The sequence below is a fragment of the Streptomyces sp. NPDC085481 genome (assembly GCF_044541845.1).
GTDB lineage: Bacteria > Actinomycetota > Actinomycetes > Streptomycetales > Streptomycetaceae > Streptomyces.
The window spans coordinates 294289-313280 of record NZ_JBITTJ010000003.1; the positions used below are offsets into that span (position 1 = coordinate 294289).

At 71.7% G+C, this 18992-nt stretch carries 13 protein-coding genes; 6 read left to right on the forward strand and 7 right to left on the reverse strand.

All coding sequences use genetic code 11. The features are described 5' to 3' along the window. Positions 1–177 precede the first annotated feature (177 nt). Positions 178–885, reverse strand: a complete 708-nt coding sequence (locus ACIGEZ_RS10135; protein WP_399828324.1) for an HAD family hydrolase — start codon at positions 883–885, stop codon at positions 178–180. Positions 886–1018: 133 nt separating this feature from the next. Then, positions 1019–4546, reverse strand: a complete 3528-nt coding sequence (metH, locus tag ACIGEZ_RS10140) for a methionine synthase (RefSeq protein WP_399828326.1) — start codon at positions 4544–4546, stop codon at positions 1019–1021. Between the two features lie 241 nt (positions 4547–4787). On the opposite strand from metH, the gene ACIGEZ_RS10145 reads away from it, so the two are divergent. From ACIGEZ_RS10145 to ACIGEZ_RS10165, 5 genes are all read left to right on the forward strand, one after another. Then, the gene (locus ACIGEZ_RS10145; protein WP_399828329.1) at positions 4788–5552 is read left to right on the forward strand and encodes an IclR family transcriptional regulator; all 765 of its coding nucleotides are present in this window, start codon (positions 4788–4790) and stop codon (positions 5550–5552) included. Positions 5553–5842: 290 nt separating this feature from the next. Next, positions 5843–6628 (forward strand): MIP/aquaporin family protein, encoded by a 786-nt coding sequence (locus ACIGEZ_RS10150; protein WP_399828331.1) that lies wholly within the window; start codon positions 5843–5845, stop codon positions 6626–6628. Between the two features lie 31 nt (positions 6629–6659). Further along, complete coding sequence (gene glpK / locus ACIGEZ_RS10155; RefSeq protein WP_399828334.1) at positions 6660–8192, forward strand: glycerol kinase GlpK; 1533 nt, start codon at positions 6660–6662, stop codon at positions 8190–8192. 16 nt (positions 8193–8208) lie between these two features. Next, a complete protein-coding gene (locus ACIGEZ_RS10160; RefSeq protein ID WP_399828336.1) occupies positions 8209–9813 on the forward strand; it encodes an FAD-dependent oxidoreductase in 1605 nt (534 codons plus the stop codon). Between the two features lie 229 nt (positions 9814–10042). Continuing rightward, complete coding sequence (locus ACIGEZ_RS10165) at positions 10043–11104, forward strand: PAC2 family protein (protein WP_399828340.1); 1062 nt, start codon at positions 10043–10045, stop codon at positions 11102–11104. A 45-nt stretch (positions 11105–11149) separates the two neighbouring features. Here the strand turns inward: ACIGEZ_RS10165 and ACIGEZ_RS10170 are convergent, their stop codons facing one another. From ACIGEZ_RS10170 to ACIGEZ_RS10190, 5 genes are all read right to left on the reverse strand, one after another. Further along, positions 11150–14209: an NPCBM/NEW2 domain-containing protein gene (locus tag ACIGEZ_RS10170; protein ID WP_399828343.1), complete on the reverse strand. Its 3060-nt coding sequence runs from the start codon at positions 14207–14209 to the stop codon at positions 11150–11152. Between the two features lie 148 nt (positions 14210–14357). Then, positions 14358–15587 (reverse strand): cysteine--1-D-myo-inosityl 2-amino-2-deoxy-alpha-D-glucopyranoside ligase, encoded by a 1230-nt coding sequence (gene mshC / locus ACIGEZ_RS10175; RefSeq protein ID WP_399828345.1) that lies wholly within the window; start codon positions 15585–15587, stop codon positions 14358–14360. A 156-nt stretch (positions 15588–15743) separates the two neighbouring features. After that, positions 15744–16580, reverse strand: a complete 837-nt coding sequence (locus tag ACIGEZ_RS10180) for an SCO1664 family protein (protein WP_399828696.1) — start codon at positions 16578–16580, stop codon at positions 15744–15746. Next, entirely contained in the window at positions 16544–17134 is a 591-nt protein-coding gene (locus tag ACIGEZ_RS10185; protein ID WP_399828348.1) for a DUF3090 domain-containing protein, read from the reverse strand. The genes ACIGEZ_RS10180 and ACIGEZ_RS10185 overlap by 37 nt, the downstream gene beginning before the upstream one ends. A gap of 80 nt (positions 17135–17214) precedes the next feature. Next, on the reverse strand, positions 17215–17904 hold the full coding sequence (locus ACIGEZ_RS10190; protein WP_399828350.1) for a histidine phosphatase family protein: 690 nt from the start codon (positions 17902–17904) through the stop codon (positions 17215–17217). Between the two features lie 77 nt (positions 17905–17981). Between ACIGEZ_RS10190 and ACIGEZ_RS10195 the strand changes: the two genes are divergently transcribed. Beyond that, positions 17982–18974, forward strand: a complete 993-nt coding sequence (locus tag ACIGEZ_RS10195) for a magnesium and cobalt transport protein CorA (RefSeq protein WP_399828699.1) — start codon at positions 17982–17984, stop codon at positions 18972–18974. Positions 18975–18992 lie beyond the last annotated feature (18 nt).

The window sequence follows — 18992 nt, forward strand, 5'->3', positions numbered from 1 at the left end:
CGTACGTGACTGATCGAATCGGGACACATGGGCAGGGGGTAAAGGTCATGTTCCGGACACCGCACGCAGACAGGCCACCCGCCGGTCGGCACTCTGCGTGAGCAAGCTCACTCAGGGTTCTTTTCGGCGGATGGCCTGAAGGATGCAGGTCTCAGGGGGCTGAGGCGGGGCGGAGGGTCAGCTTCCGTTGGGCGAGGCGATGAGCGTCCGCAGGAACGGGACGTCGACCTCCTCCAGGGAGCGCACCACGACCCGGCCGGCGGAGGGCGCGATCGGCGCGACGGAGGGCACCGCCACGACCCGGCAGCCGGCCGCCTCGGCCGCGGCGACCCCGGTCGCGGTGTCCTCGACGACGGCGCACAGGGCGGGCTCCGCGCCCACCCCGCGCGCGGCGGTCAGGTACGGCTCGGGGTGCGGCTTGGTACGGGTCACCTCGTCGCCGGCGATGGTGAGGGCGAAGCGGTCGGGGCCGAGCGAGGCGAGCACGCGGTCGATGATCCTGCGGTGCGAGGCCGAGACCAGGGCGGTCGGGATGTTGTGCCGCACCAGCTCCGTGAGCAGCCGCTCGGCGCCCGGCATCAGGGGCACGCCCCGGTCGATGCGCTGCTCGAACTTCTCGTTGAGCAGCACGGTGAGCTCTTCGAGGGTGATGTCGGCCCCCGTGGCCTCGATGAGGTAGCCGGCGCTGCGCGTCATCGGGCCGCCGACGACGATGTCGCGCCAGGACTCGTCGAGCCGGTGGCCGAGGTCGGCGAAGACCTCCGCCTCCGCGTCCCACCAGAAGCCCTCGGTGTCGACGAGGGTGCCGTCCATGTCGAGGAAGACCGCCTGCAGGGCGGAGCTCCCGTCGGCACGGAACAAGGACGCGGGGACCGTACTGGTCATCCGGCACACCTCCATCGAGGGACGAGAAGGCCGGTCGCCCACCCCGGTACGGGGGTGGGCGACCGGCCTCAGCACTGGACCGACAAGTGTACGTCCGGATCACACGCGGCGCAGGGATTTACCCCCGTACCGGTTACCGAGCGTTGAAGTACTTCGCCTCGGGGTGATGGATGACGATGGCGTCCGTGGACTGCTCGGGGTGCAGCTGGAACTCCTCCGAGAGGTGGACGCCGATCCGCTCCGGCTCCAGGAGCTCGGCGATCTTGGCCCGGTCCTCCAGGTTCGGGCAGGCGCCGTAGCCGAGGGAGAAGCGCGCGCCGCGGTACTTGAGCGCGAACATGTCCTCGACGTCCTCGGGGTCCTCGGCGCCGAAGCCGAGCTCGGCGCGGACCCGGGCGTGCCAGTACTCGGCCAGGGCCTCGGCCAGCTGGACCGAGAGGCCGTGCAGCTCGAGATAGTCGCGGTAGGAGTCGGACTCGAAGAGCTTGGCGGTGGCCTCGCCGATCCGGTTGCCGACGGTGACGACCTGCAGGCCGACGACGTCGGTCTCGCCGGACTCCTCTGGGCGGAAGAAGTCCGCGAGGCACAGTCGCTTGCCGCGCCGCTGGCGCGGGAAGGTGAAGCGGGTGCGCTCGTTGCCGGCGTCGTCGAGGATGATCAGGTCGTCGCCCTTGGAGACGCAGGGGAAGTAGCCGTGGACGACGGCCGCCTCCAGGAGGTTCTCCGTGTGCAGGCGCTCCAGCCAGCCGCGCAACCGCGGCCGGCCCTCGGTCTCCACCAGCTCCTCGTACGTCGGTCCGTCGCCGGCCCGGTTCTGCTTGAGGCCCCACTGGCCCTTGAAGAGGGCGCCCTCGTCGAGCCAGCTCGCGTACTCCTTGAGCTGGATGCCCTTGACGACCCGGGTGCCCCAGAACGGCGGGGTGGGAACGGGGTTGTCGACGGCGACGTCGGAGCGGCCGCCGGGCTCCTGCTCCTCGACCTGGAGGGCGGCGGTGCCCTTGGCGACGCGGCGCTGCTTGAGTTCGGGCAGGGTGGCGCCGGGGACGCCGCGCTTGACGGCGATGAGGGCGTCCATCAGGCGCAGGCCCTCGAAGGCGTCGCGGGCGTAGCGGACCTCGCCCTGGTAGATCTCGTGCAGGTCCTGCTCGACGTAGGCCCGGGTGAGGGCCGCGCCGCCGAGGATCACCGGGTACTTGGCGGCCAGCTCGCGCTGGTTCAGCTCCTCCAGGTTCTCCTTCATGATCACGGTGGACTTGACCAGGAGGCCGGACATGCCGATGACGTCGGCGCGGTGCTCCTCGGCGGCCTCCAGGATCGCGGAGACGGGCTGCTTGATGCCCAGGTTGACGACGTTGTAGCCGTTGTTGGAGAGGATGATGTCGACGAGGTTCTTGCCGATGTCGTGGACGTCGCCGCGGACGGTGGCGAGGACGATGGTGCCCTTGCCCTCGGCGTCCGACTTCTCCATGTGCGGCTCCAGGTGGGCCACCGCGGTCTTCATGACCTCGGCGGACTGGAGCACGAACGGCAGCTGCATCTGGCCGGAGCCGAACAGCTCGCCGACCACCTTCATGCCGTCGAGCAGGGTGTTGTTGACGATGTCGAGGGCGGGTGTGGTCGTGAGGGCCTCGTCGAGGTCGGCCTCCAGGCCGTTCTTCTCGCCGTCGATGATCCGGCGCTTGAGCCGCTCCTCCAGGGGCAGGGCGAGCAGTTCCTCGGCCTTGCCCGCCTTGAGGGACTTGGTGGTGGCGCCCTCGAAGAGGGCCATCAGCTTCTGCAGCGGGTCGTAGGCCGGCTCGTCGCCCTGCTGGGGGCGTCGCCGGTCGTAGATCAGGTCGAGGGCGGTGGTGACCTGCTCCTCGTCGAAGCGGGCGATCGGAAGGATCTTGCTCGCGTGGACGATGGCCGAGTCCAGGCCGGCCTTGACGCACTCGTCGAGGAAGACGGAGTTGAGCAGGATGCGGGCGGCCGGGTTGAGGCCGAAGGAGATGTTGGACAGGCCGAGCGTGGTCTGTACGGCGGGGTGGCGGCGCTTGAGCTCGCGGATGGCCTCGATGGTGGCGATGCCGTCGCCCCGGGACTCCTCCTGGCCGGTGCAGATGGTGAAGGTCAGGGTGTCGATGAGGATGTCCGACTCGTGGATGCCCCAGTTGCCGGTGAGGTCGTCGATGAGCCGCTCGGCGATGGCGACCTTGTTCTCGACGGTGCGGGCCTGGCCCTCCTCGTCGATGGTGAGGGCGATCAGCGCGGCGCCGTGCTCCTGGGCGAGGCGGGTGACCTTGGCGAAGCGGGACTCGGGGCCGTCGCCGTCCTCGTAGTTGACGGAGTTGATGACGGCGCGGCCGCCCAGCTTCTCCAGGCCGGCCCGGATGACCTCGACCTCGGTGGAGTCGAGGACGATGGGCAGGGTGGAGGCGGTGGCGAAGCGGCCGGCGAGCTCCTCCATGTCGGCGACGCCGTCGCGGCCGACGTAGTCCACGCACAGGTCGAGCATGTGCGCGCCCTCGCGGATCTGGTCGCGGGCCATCTCGACGCAGTCGTCCCAGCGGGCCTCGAGCATGGCCTCGCGGAACTTCTTGGAGCCGTTGGCGTTGGTCCGCTCGCCGATCGCCATGTAGGAGGTGTCCTGGCGGAAGGGGACGGTCTGGTAGAGGGAGGCGGCGCCGGGCTCGGGGCGCGGGTCGCGGGTCGTCGGGGTGAGGTCGCGGACCCGCTCGACGACCTGGCGCAGGTGCTCGGGGGTGGTGCCGCAGCAGCCGCCGATGAGGGAGAGGCCGTACTCGCGGACGAAGGTCTCCTGGGCGTCGGCGAGCTCGGCGGGGGACAGCGGGTAGTGGGCGCCGTCGGAGGTGAGCACCGGCAGGCCGGCGTTGGGCATGCAGGAGAGCGGGATGCGCGAGTGGCGGGCGAGGTAGCGCAGGTGCTCGCTCATCTCGGCGGGGCCGGTGGCGCAGTTGAGGCCGATCATGTCGATGCCGAGCGGCTCGAGCGCGGTGAGGGCGGCGCCGATCTCGGAGCCGAGCAGCATGGTGCCGGTGGTCTCGACGGTGACGGAGCAGATGAGCGGGACGTCGGCGCCGAGGGCTTCGAGGGCGCGCCGGGCGCCGATGACCGAGGCCTTGGTCTGCAGGAGGTCCTGGGTGGTTTCGACGAGCAGGGCGTCGGCGCCGCCGGCGATCAGGCCCTCGGCGTTCTGCTGGTAGGCGTCGCGCAGCGCGGTGTACGGGGCGTGGCCGAGGGTGGGCAGCTTGGTGCCGGGGCCCATGGAGCCGAGGACCCAGCGCTGCTGTCCGGTGGCGGCGGTGAACTCGTCGGCGATCTCGCGGGCGATGCGGGCGCCGGACTCGGAGAGCTCGTGGACGCGCTCGGGGATGTCGTACTCGCCCAGGGCGGCGAGGTTGGCGCCGAAGGTGTTGGTCTCGACGCAGTCGACGCCGGCGGAGAAGTACTCGCGGTGCACCGAGGCGACGATGTCGGGCCGGGTGACGTTGAGGATCTCGTTACAGCCTTCGAGGTTCTGGAAGTCCTCGAGGGTCGGGTCCTGCGCCTGGAGCATCGTGCCCATGGCGCCGTCGGCGACGACGACTCGGGTGGCGAGCGCTTCGCGCAGCGCTGTCGCACGGCTGCGGAGGTCGGCGGACGGGGTCGGCGACGAGGCCATGGATGAGCTCCCTGGGATGCGACGGCTGTCGGCTTTGCACGCTCGGTGGAGGGTGCACGGGGTCAGACTAACCGTGCGGGTGCCGGGGTGGACATCGCATTCCACTGGGCGGACTGCATCCTGTGTCCGGGGACTCCCGGTCCGGACCGTTCTTGCATGACACTGTCTGTGTGACACGGGGTCGGCATCGACCGATAGTGTTCAGCATTGTCGAACAGCATGTGAGGAGAAGGGCCGAGCGATGGCGAAGAACATCCAGTCGCTTGAACGGGCGGCGGCGATGCTGCGACTGCTCGCGGGCGGCGAGCGCCGGCTCGGTCTGTCCGACATCGCCTCCTCCCTGGGCCTGGCCAAGGGGACGGCCCACGGCATCCTGCGCACCCTGCAGGCCGAGGGCTTCGTGGAGCAGGACCCGGCCTCGGGCCGCTATCAGCTGGGCGCGGAGCTGCTGCGGCTCGGCAACAGCTATCTGGACGTGCACGAGCTGCGCGCGCGGGCGCTGGTGTGGACGGACGACCTGGCCCGCTCCAGCGGGGAGAGCGTCCACCTCGGCGTGCTGCACCAGAAGGGCGTGCTGATCGTCCACCACGTCTTCCGGCCCGATGACAGCCGGCAGGTCCTGGAGGTGGGGGCCATGCAGCCGCTGCACTCCACGGCCCTGGGCAAGGTCCTCTCGGCGTACGACCCGGTGGCGCACAGCGAGGCCCTGGAGGTCGAGCGGGAGCCATTCACGCCTCGTACCGTCACCGACCTCTCGGGCTTCGAGTCGGTGCTCGACATGACCCGGGCGCGCGGCTGGGCCGCGGACGTGGAGGAGACCTGGGAGGGCGTGGCCTCGGTGGCGGCGCCGATCCACGACCGGCGGCGGATGCCGGTGGGCGCGGTGGCCATCACGGGCGCGGTGGAGCGGGTGTGCGCCTCGGGCGAGCTGCGTTCGGAGCTGGTCGCCGCGGTGCGGGACTGCGCCCGGGCGGTGTCGCGGGACCTGGGAGCGGGCCGGTTCTGACCTGGGGCGTGTGGCCGGTTCTCGTCGTAGGCCGGGTCGCGTCCGCAGCCCCCTGACCCGTCGGTAACGATCGCGTTATCGGCGGGTTTTCCGCACCCGCAACCCTTGACGCGCTGTTAACCGTGGCGCAAAACTTCCGTTCATCGGTCGGCATTGTCGAACAGCTACCGGCAATACGCGCTAGGGTGTGACAGTGCCAAGGGCCGGCAACGCCCTCACCATGAGGGCGCGGACCACCGGAGGGACCCGTTGGTTCGCCTTCCCCTGGACGAAGGACAAAGGAGTCGCGGGTGTCCAGCTCCGACATCTTCATCGGCGAGACCATCGGTACCGCCGTTCTCATTCTGCTCGGCGGCGGTGTCTGCGCCGCCGTCACGCTCAAGAGCTCCAAGGCCCGCGGCGCGGGCTGGCTCGCGATCACCTTCGGGTGGGGCTTCGCCGTCATGACGGCCGTGTACATGACCGCTTCCCTCTCCGGGGCCCATCTGAACCCCGCCGTCACGATCGGTATCGCGATCAAGGACGGCGAGTGGAGCGACGTACCGGTCTACATCGCCGGTCAGCTGCTCGGCGCGATGATCGGTGCGGCGCTGGTCTGGGTGGCCTACTACGGCCAGTTCCAGGCCCACCTGACGGACCGCGAGATCATCTCCACGCCGCACGAGGAAGGCATGGTCGACCAGAAGGCGGCCCCCGGCGCCGGCCCCGTGCTGGGCATCTTCTCGACCGGCCCCGAGATCCGTAACACCTGGCAGAACCTGGCCACCGAGATCATCGGCACCGTCGTGCTGGTCCTCGCCGTGCTCACCCAGGGCCTCAACGACAGCGGCAAGGGCCTCGGCGTCATCGGCGCCCTGATCACCGCCTTCGTCGTCGTCTCCATCGGCCTCTCGCTCGGCGGTCCGACCGGTTACGCGATCAACCCGGCCCGTGACCTCGGCCCGCGCATCGTGCACGCCCTCCTGCCGCTGCCGAACAAGGGCGGCTCCGACTGGAGCTACGCCTGGATCCCGGTCGCCGGTCCGCTGATCGGCGGCGCCATCGCAGCGGGTATCTACAACATCGCGTTCGCCTGAGCCGTCCTTCTTCCAGACCTTGGAGTACACCGTGACCGACGCACACACCTCCGGCCCGTTCATCGCGGCCATCGACCAGGGCACCACCTCGTCCCGCTGCATCGTCTTCGACAAGGACGGCCGGATCGTCGCCGTCGACCAGAAGGAGCACGAGCAGATCTTCCCGAAGCCGGGCTGGGTCGAGCACAACGCCACCGAGATCTGGACCAACGTCCAGGAGGTCGTCGCCGGGGCCATCGCCAAGGCCGGGATCACCGCCGCGGACGTCAAGGCCGTCGGCATCACCAACCAGCGCGAGACCACCGTCCTGTGGGACAAGAACACCGGCGAGCCCGTCCACAACGCGCTGGTCTGGCAGGACACCCGCACCGACGCCCTGTGCAAGGAGCTCGGCCGCAACGTCGGCCAGGACCGCTTCCGGCGCGAGACCGGCCTGCCGCTGGCGAGCTACTTCGCCGGCCCGAAGGTCCGCTGGCTGCTCGACAACGTCGAGGGCCTGCGCGAGCGCGCCGAGGCCGGCGACATCCTCTTCGGCACCATGGACTCGTGGGTCATCTGGAACCTCACCGGCGGCGCCCAGGGCGGCGTGCACGTCACCGACGTCACCAACGCCTCGCGCACCATGCTGATGAACCTGCACACCCTGGCCTGGGACGAGAAGATCGCCGAGTCCATGGACGTCCCGCTCAACGTCCTCCCGGAGATCAAGTCCTCCGCCGAGGTCTACGGCCACGTCAAGGACGGCATCCTCGCGGGCGTCCCGGTCGCCTCGGCGCTCGGCGACCAGCAGGCCGCGCTCTTCGGCCAGACCTGCTTCGCCGAGGGCGAGGCGAAGTCGACGTACGGCACCGGCACGTTCATGCTGATGAACACCGGCGACAAGATCATCAACTCCTACAGCGGCCTGCTGACCACGGTCGGCTACCAGATCGGCGACCAGAAGCCGGTCTACGCCCTCGAGGGCTCCATCGCCGTCACCGGCTCGCTCGTCCAGTGGATGCGCGACCAGATGGGCCTGATCAAGTCCGCCGCCGAGATCGAGACCCTGGCCTCCTCGGTCGAGGACAACGGCGGCGCCTACTTCGTCCCCGCCTTCTCCGGCCTGTTCGCCCCGTACTGGCGCTCCGACGCCCGCGGTGTGATCGCCGGCCTCACCCGGTACGTCACCAAGGCGCACATCGCCCGTGCCGTCCTCGAGGCCACCGCCTGGCAGACCCGCGAGATCACCGACGCCATGACCAAGGACTCCGGCGTCGAGCTCTCCGCGCTCAAGGTCGACGGCGGCATGACCTCCAACAACCTGCTGATGCAGACCCTCTCGGACTTCCTGGACGCCCCCGTGGTGCGCCCGATGGTCGCCGAGACCACCTGCCTCGGCGCCGCCTACGCCGCCGCCGGTCTGGCCGTCGGCTTCTGGCCCGACACCGACGCCCTGCGCGCCAACTGGCGCCGGGCCGCCGAGTGGACCCCTCGCATGGACGCCGACAAGCGCGACAGCGAGTACAAGAACTGGCTCAAGGCCGTAGAGCGCTCCATGGGCTGGCTCGAAGCAGAAGAGAACTGACGAGGAGTAATTCGCGATGACCACCCTGCAGAGCCTCCCCTCCCTGGGGAAGCACCCGGCTGCCGGTTCCCTGCCGACCCGCGCCGAGACCAGAGAGCAGCTGTCCAAGGCGACGTACGACCTCCTGGTGATCGGCGGCGGCATCCTGGGCATCTCCACCGCCTGGCACGCCGCGCAGTCGGGCCTGCGGGTGGCCCTGGTGGACGCCGGCGACTTCGCCGGCGCCACCTCCTCCGCCTCCTCCAAGCTGCTCCACGGCGGCCTGCGCTACCTGCAGACCGGCGCCGTGAAGCTGGTCGCGGAGAACCACTTCGAGCGGCGCGCGGTCTCCCGCCAGGTGGCCCCCCACCTGTCCAACCCGCTCACCTTCTACCTGCCCGTCTACAAGGGCGGCCCGCACGGGGCGGCCAAGCTCGGTGCCGGCGTCTTCGCCTACAGCGCCCTGTCCGCCTTCGGTGACGGCGTCGGCCACCTGCTGAGCCCCGCCAAGGCCGCCCAGGACGTGCCGGAGCTGCGCACGGACAACCTCAAGGCCGTCGCCGTCTACGGCGACGACCAGATGAACGACTCCCGCATGGCCCTGATGACGGTCCGCGCCGCGGTCGACGCCGGCGCGGTCGTCCTCAACCACGCCGAGGTCACCGGCCTGCGCTTCACCAAGGGCCGGGTCACCGGCGCCGAGCTCAGGGACCGCATGTCCGGTGACGAGTTCGGCGTCAGCGCCCGCCTGGTCCTGAACGCCACCGGCCCGTGGGTGGACCACCTGCGCAAGATGGAGGACCCCAACGCGGCGCCGTCCATCCGCCTCTCCAAGGGCGCGCACCTGGTCCTCAAGCGCACCGCGCCGTGGAAGGCCGCGCTCGCCACCCCGATCGACAAGTACCGCATCACCTTCGCCCTCCCCTGGGAGGACATGCTGCTGCTCGGCACCACCGACGAGGAGTACGAGGGCGACCCGGGCGAGGTCGCGGTCAACGAGAAGGACACCGCCCAGATCCTGGACGAGGCCGCCTTCTCCATCCGCGACCAGCAGCTCGACCGCTCGCTGATCACCTACGCCTTCGCGGGTCTGCGGGTGCTTCCCGGCGGTCCCGGCGACACCTCCAAGGCCAAGCGCGAGACGGTCGTCACCGAGGGCCGCGGCGGCATGCTGTCGGTGGCCGGCGGCAAGTGGACCACCTTCCGCCACATCGGCCGCACCATCATGAAGAAGCTGGAGTCGCTGCCGGGTCACCCGCTCGGCGACGACTACGAGCCGGTCGCCACCCTGCCGAAGCGGCTGCCGCTGCCCGGCATAGCCAACCCGAACGCGGTCGCCCACCGTCTGCTCGTGGACGGCCCGGCGCCCGGCCCGCGGATGTCCGCGGACACCGCCAAGCACCTGGCGACGCACTACGGTTCGCTCTCCTTCGACATCGCCCGCATGGCGAACGACAACCCGGAGCTCGCCCAGCGCATCCACCCGGACGCCCCGGAGATCTGGGCCCAGGTCGCCTACGCCCGGGACCACGAGTGGGCCGAGACGGCGGACGACGTGCTGCGCCGCCGTACGACGCTGACGATCCGCGGACTGGCCACGGACGAGATCCGCGGCAGGGTCGAGGACATGCTGCGCGGCTGAGCCCCGCGCCGCACCATCAGCCGTAAGGGGCGCTCTCCCCGGGAGAGCGCCCCTTACGCGTGCCCGGGCCGTCCGGCGGGGTCGCGCGGCCGCCGTGTGCGGACCCGGGATCCTGGGTAGTCGATCAAGGCCGACAGGGCTTTCGGGCGTGTCCGAGGGCTGCGGGCGGGCCGCCGGAAAGCCGTAAGGTTGGTCCGTACGACAGGAACTTCGACGAAGGAGGCGCTGGGTGATCGAGCTCGAGGGGGTTCCCGAGCTGATCGACCCGGTCATGGTGGCCGCGTTCGAGGGGTGGAACGACGCCGGTGACGCCGCCTCCGCGGCGGTCGCCCATCTGGACCGGGAATGGAAGGGCGAGGTGTTCGCGGCGCTCGACGCCGAGGACTACTACGACTTCCAGGTCAACCGGCCCACGGTGTGGCTGGACGGCGGCGTCCGGAAGATCACCTGGCCGACGACCCGGCTCTCCGTGGTGCGGATCGGTGGCGACAAGCCCCGGGACCTGGTCCTGGTGCGCGGGATCGAGCCGTCGATGCGCTGGCGTTCGTTCTGCAACGAACTGCTCGGCTTCGCCCACGAACTGGGCGTGGAGATGGTGGTGATCCTGGGCGCGCTGCTCGGCGACACCCCGCACACGCGTCCGGTGCCGGTCAGCGGGGTCACCTCCGACCCCGATCTGGCGCGCACGATGGAGCTGGAGGAGACGCGTTACGAGGGCCCGACGGGCATCGTGGGCATCCTCCAGGAGGCGTGCACGCACGCCGGGGTGCCGGCGGTGAGCCTGTGGGCGGCGGTGCCGCACTACGTGTCGCAGCCGCCGAACCCGAAGGCGACGCTCGCGCTGCTCAACCGCCTCGAGGACCTGATCGGCCTGCGCATCCCGCTGGGCGAGCTGCCCGAGGACGCGCGGGCCTGGCAGCTGGGCGTGGACCAGCTGGCCGCCGAGGACAGCGAGGTGGCCGAGTACGTCCAGACCCTGGAGGAGGCGCGGGACACGGCGGAGCTGCCGGAGGCCTCCGGCGAGGCCATCGCCCGCGAGTTCGAGCGCTATCTGCGGCGCCGTGAGCCCGGCTCGGGCCCCGGACCGGGCCCCGGTCTGGCGACGGAGGGCGGCGACACCTCGTACCTGCGGGAAAGCCCCAGCGGGCGGACCCGCCCGCCGAAGCCGCAGCAGCCGGGACCCGAGGCGGTGCCGGGCGCCGAGTCCGAGGCGCCGGGTGCCGAGCCGCCGGGCTCCGAGCGGCCGGACTCCGAGCGGCCGGGCGAGGACGACGAGGGCTCCGAGGACTGACCTGTACGGGAGGGGTGGCGCGGCCACCCCTCCCGTACCGCTCCGTCAGGCGCAGTCGAAGCGGGCGGCGGCCCAGTCGCCGTGATCGCCGCTCTTGGATCCGTTGGTGTCGGTGATCTTCAGACGGACGTGGCGGGCGCCGGTCACGCCGACGTTCACCGGGAGCGTCGCCGAGGCTCCGGTCAGCCGGGGCGAGGTCCACAGCACCTTGCCGTCGGCCTCGACGGAGAAGGCCACGTCCCCGTAGCCGTTGATCTCGTCGTCGATGCCGACGTCCGCGGTGAGCGCGGTGCAGCGGCCGCCGAGGTAGACCTCGATGTCGGAGTCGGCGTGGGCGCCGATGCCCTTCTCGTAGGTCCTGCCGGCCAGGGTGAGGGTCCGGCCGTCGGCGGCGCCCGACTCGCCGTTGGAGCGGTCGCGTTCGGGCGGGCCCCAGCCGTTCCCCGACTTCAGCCAGACCAGGTCGCTCGCCCAGGCCGGGGCGGTCGGCGGAGGCGGCATCACGCCGACGGCGAACCGCTGGAGCGCGGTGCGGTCCTGCCCGGCGGCGCGGTGGCGGACGCTCGCGGTGAGGGTGGCCTCGCCCGGTACGGCGCCCTTGGCGGGGGTCACGGTGAGCTCGACGCGCCGGGTGGTGCCGGCCGGGATGCGGGCGATCGGGGCGGGCGCGGCGACCTGCCAGCCGGCCGGGACGTTCAGCGCGACCTCGACGCCGGTGGCGTCCCTGCTGCCGGCGGTGACGTCGACGGCGACGGTGCCGGGCACGCCCGCGCCCAGCTCCTGTGCGGCCGGGGCGGCGAGGGTGGCGGCGGCCCCCGGGACCGCTCCGCCGACGGCGCTGGTGGCGCTCAGGGTGAGGGTGAAGGCGCGGTCGGTCCGCTGGGCGGCCGTCTTGACCCGTACCACTCCCCCGCGGTCGTCGCGGTCGTAGAACCAGCCCTGCGCGGCGGCCTCGAAGGCGGCCTTCGAGGCGAGCCGCGGCAGCGCGCGGCCGCCGAGGGTCACGCCGCCCGGCGCGTCGCCGGTGTGGACGGTGAACTCGTAGGGCCGGGCGGCGGACTTGCCCGTGTAGTCGCCGGCGCTCGCGCCGATCCGCACGGTCACGTCGCCGGCGCCCCGGGCCGGGGCCTGGACGTCGGCGCGCTGGGTGGCATAGCGGCCGGTGCGGTGGTCGCGGGTGACGCCGTCGTCCTCGTACAGGGTGAACGAGGAGGTGCCCTGCGGGTAGATGTCCCAGGCGAGCGGGGCGCCGGAGGTGCGCTGGGTGTACGAGCGGATGCCGCCGGGCCACATGGGGACGGCGGCGCCGGCCCGGACGAACAGGGGCAGGGTGTCGAGGGGGGCGCTGTAGTCGTCCAGGGTGAGCGGGCCTTCGTAGGTGCGGCCGCTCCAGTAGTCGATCCAGGTGCCCTTGGGGAGATAGATGGCGTCGCGCTCCACGGCGTCCTGGTAGACGGGGGCGACGAGGAAGTCCTGGCCGCTGAGGAACTCGTACTTGGCGGCGTCGGAGGCGGCCACCGGGTCGTCGGGGTATTCGAGGACGAGGGGCCGGGCGAGGCCGACGCCGGTCCGGGTGGCCTCGTGGGCGTGCGAGTAGATGTAGGGCAGCAGCGCCTCGTGGAGCTTGAGGGAGGCACGGTTGACGGAGGTGTACGGCTCGCCGTAGCGGAAGGGCTGCTTGTCGTTGGCGGCCCAGCCGTCCATCGTCATGGTGACCGGCAGGAACATCTTCCACTGCAGGTCACGGGTGTACGTCTTGGGGCTGCCGCCGAAGATGCCGTCGACGTCGCCGGTGGTGTAGGCGAGCCCGGACATGGAGGCGCCCGCGTAGGTGGGGATCTGCCAGCGGATGTACTCCCAGCTGCCGGACTGGTCGCCGGACCACTGGACGCCGCAGCGCTGGGCGCCGGACCAGCTCTCGGGGGCCCAGGTGAAGCCGCGGGCGTCACTGCCCGCCTCGATGCCGGCGTACGCGCCCTTGCAGCCGTCGAGGGCGAACTTGTAGCCCTCGCCGACCCAGGCGACGTCGAGCTTGGCGACCCGCTGGCCGGCCTTCACCTGCTCGCCGAGCTTGTCGATGCCGTCCTCGGTCCACAGGCCGAGCTGCATACCGCGTGCCTGGAGGCCCTGGGCGGTCTCGGCGAGGTTCTCGTAGCCGCAGCCGTAGCCGTCGTTGACGAGCATCCAGCCGTTCGGCATGTCGTTGCGGACGTAGCCGTCGGCGATCTCGAGGGCGTCGAGGGTGTGGCGTTCGCCGCGGTTGGCGTTGTGGAGGTAGCAGTCGGCGTCGCCGATCTCCAGTCCGTAGACGGGCGGCAGGAACGGTTTGCCGGTCAGGCGGGTGTACTGGCCGATGACGTCCTTGAGGGCGCCGGGCCCGCTGCCCGCGAAGTAGTAGGCGTCGAAGCGCTGTTCGCGGGCGGTTGTGGTGACGGGCTCGCCGAAGACGTAGGTGTTCGGGGCGTAGGTGTTGCGGTAGACGCCGTATCCGGCGGAGGAGAGGTAGAACGGGACGGAGTTGGGGTGGCCGCCGTCGTTCCAGTCGTAGTCCACGCCGACCTCGACCGTCTTGCCCCGGTGGGAGGTGTTGCCGCGGCCGTTCTGCATGCCGGCGCCGTAGAACTGCTCGGCGGCGCCGCGGGCGAGGGTCTGGGTGGTGCGGTCCTGGTTCCAGGTGAGGCCCTGGGCCTCGGACCACAGGGGCGTGCCGTCGGCGCGGAATGCGGCGAAGCGCAGCGGCGCCTTGTAGGCGCGCAGGGTCACGCGGGCGGTGCTGAGTTCGTAGCGGTCGCCGCGGTCGGACCAGCGGGTGGCGGGCGGCGGGCCCTGCGGCAGGACGATGTCCTGGCCGGTGGGGTCGGTGAACTTCCCGTCGGGGGCGAGTTCGATGCGGAAGGTCTCCGCGGAGACGAAGCTGACCCGGGCCTCGGCGTGGCCGGCGGTCAGCCGGTAGACCGGGCCGTCGGCGGCGAAGCCGGTGACCTCGCCGACCGTGGTGTCGGGCGGATCGGCCGCCGCCGCGCTCCCGCCGGGTCCGGCGAAGGCGGCGAGCAGGCCGAGGAGTGCGCCAACTGCCGCTGTTCTCAGTCGCGTTGGTGATCTCATGCGGCCCTGTCTAGCGCCGTGGGCGCCGTCGGGCCATGGACTTGCGCGGGCCGCTCCTGGACTTATCGATTCCGGGAGCGGCCCGCGGCGGCTCTAGGGGGTTTCCGGCGGGTCAGGGCCGGAGAGGCCCCAGGGGGCGTCTCGCCCCCTAGAGCGCGACGCCGAGCAGTGCGTCGACGGCGCGCGAGACGAGACCCGGGGCGGACTCGTCGGTGCCGCCCTCGGCCTGCTGGAGCGCGGCCCAGCGGTCGACCGCGGCGAGCGCGGCCGGGGCGTCCAGGTCGTCGGCGAGCGCCTCGCGGAGCTCCTCGACGAGGGCGTCGGCGGACGGGCCGTCGGGGCGCGAGACCGCGGCGCGCCAGCGGCCGACGCGCTCGACGGCCTGCTGGAGGACGTCGTCGGTCCACTCCCAGTCGGCGCGGTAGTGGTGCGAGAGCAGCGCCAGCCGGATGGCGGCCGGGTCGACGCCTTCCTTTCGGAGCGCGGAGACGAAGACCAGGTTGCCCTTGGACTTGGACATCTTCTCGCCGTTCAGGGCGACCATGCCGGCGTGTACGTACGCCTTGGCCATGGGGAACTCGCCGGTGAGGGCCTGGGCGTGGGAGGCGCCCATCTCGTGGTGCGGGAAGATCAGGTCGGAGCCGCCGCCCTGGACGTCGAAGCCCATGCCGAGGTGGTCGAGGGCGATGGCGACGCACTCGATGTGCCAGCCGGGGCGGCCGGCGCCGAGGCTGGCGCCGTCCCAGCTCGGCTCGCCCTCGCGGGCGGCCATCCACAGCATCGGGTCGAGCGGGTTCTTCTTGCCGGGGCGCTCCGGGTCGCCGCCGCGCTCGGCGGAGAGGTGGCGCATCAGCTCGGTGTCGTAGTTCGACACCTGGCCGAAGTGCGGATCGGCCTCGACGGAGAAGTAGATGTCGCCCTCGAGCTCGTAGGCGGCGCCGGAGTCCCGCAGCCGCTCGACGAGCGGCACGATGCCCGGTATCGCCTCGACGGCACCGATGTAGTGCTGCGGCGGCAGCATGCGCAGCGCGGTCATGTCCTCGCGGAACAGGGCGGTCTCGCGCTCGGCGAGGCCGACCCAGTCGATGCCGTCGCGGATGGCGCGCTCCAGGAGCGGGTCGTCCACGTCGGTCACGTTCTGGACATAGTGAACCTGCCGCTTGGTGTCGAGCCACACGCGCTGAACGAGGTCGAACGCGTTGTAGGTCGCCGCGTGACCCATGTGGGTCGCGTCGTACGGTGTGATGCCGCAGACGTAGAGACGGGCGACGGGGCCGGGGGCGAGGGTGACTCGTCCGCCGGTCGCGGTGTCGTGAATCCGGAGGTCGCGGCCCTTGCCGGGCAGGGCGGGGACCTCAGAAGCGGGCCAGGCATGCATGACCTGAGCCTAACCGGACAGCTGTTCCGGATACGAACCGCACCGGGATCTTGACCGATAAGGCGGTCTTGCGGGACGCGCCGGTCCATGCATACCCCCCGGGGGTCTCGCCCCGTCGGACAGCTTGGCCGAAAACGATCGGCGAGTGGCCGTGCCCTATACCGGTGGCCAGGGAATCGCCGGCCACTGCCCGGACGGTACGGGGTGCCGCCGCGTCCTGCGCAGGACGGCGACCCGCTCCCGCAGCGCGTCCACCTCGGCGGCCGTCAGGAGCCCCGCGAGCCGTTCGGCCAACGGAGTGCCGGGCGCGAGCAGCCCGCCGAGCCGGTCGATGACGGCGGCGGCCTCCTCGGTCAGCTCCTCCCCCGCCCAGCCCCACAGCAGGGTGCGCAGCTTGTCGTCCACGTGGAAGGAGACGCCGTGGTCGATCCCGTAGAGCCGGCCGTCCGGCGCGGGCAGCAGATGACCGCCCTTGCGGTCGCCGTTGTTGATGACGGCGTCCAGGACGGCGAGCCGGCGCAGCTCTGGGGTGTCGGCGTGCACCAGGAGCGCCGTGCGGTCCTCGGCGACCTGGGCGGGCCCCACGGGCTTCCAGCCCTCGCCGGCGTCCTCGTCCTCGACGAGCGCGAGCAGCGAGGCGGACGGGTCGGCCTCGACCCAGAGCTGGACCATGCCCTCGCCGTACGGCCCCTCCCGCAGCACGGTCGGCGGCACCAGGCCCCAGCCGGTGGCCTCGGACAGTTCGTAGGCGGCGACCTCGCGCTGGGCGAGGGTGCCGTCGGGGAAGTCCCACAGCGGCTGCTCCCCGGCGACCGGCTTGTAGACGCAGTCCGCCCGCTCGCCCTCGTACGCGACGGAGCAGAACAGCACGGCGTTGGACGCCTCGCGGACCTGGCCGCGGACGGTCAGCTCCCCCTTGGCGAGCAGGTCGACCGTCGTGGGGGCCTTCTCGCTGCTCATGCGCCGCGACGGTATCCGTTCTGGCGGGGGCAGACGTGGCCCTCGGGGTCGAGCGGCAGACTGCACAGCGGGCACGGCGGGCGGCCGGCGTTGACGACGTCGAGGGCCCGCTTGGCGAAGGCCCTGGCCTGCGCGCCGGAGAGCCGGACCCGCAGCATCGGCGGGCCGTTCTCCTCGTCCTGGAGCATCCGCTCCTCGGCCTCGGCGAGGTCCTCCTCGGAGTCCGCGTCCAGCTCGACCAGCGCCTGCGCCTCGACGATCATGCGCTGCTCCTCGCCGTCCCAGGCGAGGGCCATGGTGCCGACCCGGAACTCCTCCTCGACGGGGGTGTCGAGGGGGGCGGTGTCCGCGCTGTCGGGCGGGGCGACCGCCGGGACGGGGGCGTTGCCGCCGGTGCGCCGCACGACCTCGTCGAGGAGTTCGTCGATGCGCTCGGCGAGGGCGGCGACCTGGGTCTTCTCCAGCGCGACGCTGGTGACCCGGCCGGCCGCGGACGCCTGCAGGAAGAACGTACGGCGGCCAGGCAGCCCGACCGTGCCGGCCACGAAACGCTCCGGTGGGTCGTAGAGGAACACCTGACGGGACACGTTCCCGACTCCCTTGGGTCTCGACTGTGGTGCTGCGAACTGGTTTTACCGCGGCGCGTCCACCCTACTGCGCGGAAGGATCACGGTGCGCCCGCACCGCCTCCGACCTCAGCCGCCCCGTTGCCGCCGGGGGCCTCGCGGGGGGCGAGGGCGGCGAGGTCGCCGGTGTCGCCGAGGCGGACGAGGAAGGGGCGCAGGCGCGTGTAACGGATGACGGTGAGCGAGCCGGGGTCGACGTGGATCCGCTGGAAGAGGTCGAGGTGGAGGCCGAGGGCGTCGGCGACGACCGATTTGATGATGTCGCCGTGCGAGCACATCGCGTAGACGGCGTCCTCGCCGTGCGCGTCCTCGATCCGGGCGTTCCAGTCGTGGACGGCGTCCACGGCCCTGGCCTGCATGGCGCGCATGGACTCGCCGCCGGGGAAGGCGGCGGCCGAGGCGTGGGCCTGCACGACCTGCATGACGGGCTCGTCGGCGAGCTCGGCGAGCTTGCGGCCTGACCAGTCACCGTAGTCGCACTCGCTGATCCGCTCCTCGGTGTGCAGCGGGAGTCCGGGGCGGGCGTCGAGCAGCGGCCGTACGGTCTCGCGGCAGCGCTGGAGCGGGCTGGAGACGACGGCGGCGAGCGGCACCCCCGCCAGCCGCCCGGGCAGCGCGGCGGCCTGCGCGGCGCCGCGCTCGTCGAGCGCGACCCCGGGCATGCGCCCGGCGAGCACCCCGGAGGTGTTGGCGGTGGAGCGTCCGTGCCGGACGAGGATCAGGGTGGCCATGTGGGCCAGGGTAGGCCCTGATCCGCCGGGACAGGCCGTGGCGGCCGGGATGGTGCGCCGGCGCCCGGCGGGGGAGAATACGGCGCGTGATCGTGGACTCAGCCATCTACCGGGACGGGCGCAGGACGGAAGGTCCCGCGGATCTGTCCGACGCGCTCGACGAGGCCAGGGCGACCGGGGACGCGTTCCTGTGGGTGGGCCTGCACGAGCCGACGGAAGCCGAGTTCGCGCACGTCAGCTCGGAGTTCGCGCTGCACCCGCTGGCCGTGGAGGACGCGTTGAAGGCGCATCAGCGGCCCAAGCTGGAGGTCTACGACGACTCGCTGTTCGCGGTGCTCAAGCCGGTCGTGTACGAGCCGGAGAGCGACCGGGTCTCCTCGGGCGAGCTGATGGTCTTCATCGGCGACTCGTTCGTCGTGACGGTACGGCACGGCGAGGGCGCCCCGCTGGCGGCGGTGCGGCAGCGTCTGGAGGCCGAGCCCGAGGTGCTCAAGCACGGGCCGACCTCGGTGCTCTACGCGATCAGCGACGCGGTGGTGGACCACTACATCGACGTGGCGGGGGAGCTCCAGATCGACCTGGAGGAGCTGGAGGCGGACGTCTTCGCGCCCTCCGGCACCGGTCCCGGGCACACGGCGGAGCGGATCTACACGGCCAAGCGGCAGGTCCTGGAGTTCCGGCGGGCGAGCGGCCCGCTGGCCGGGCCGATGTCCCGGCTCGCGACGGGCTCCGTGCCGTTCGTGCACGACCGCTCGGTGCCGTTCTTCCGGGACGTCAACGACCATCTGCTGCGCGCCAACGAGCAGGTGGAGGGCCTGGACCGGCTGCTCTCGGACGTGCTGTCGGCGCATCTGGCGCAGATGGGCGTGCGGCAGAACGACGACATGCGCAAGATCTCCGCGTGGGCGGCCATGGCCGCCGTCCCCACGATGGTCGCGGGGATCTACGGCATGAACTTCGACCACATGCCCGAACTGCACTGGGTGGCGTCGTACCCGGTGGTCATCGTGCTGATGGCGGGGGTCGTCGCCGGCCTGTACCGGCTGTTCAAGCGGCGTGGCTGGATGTAGCGGTTTGGACGGCGGGCG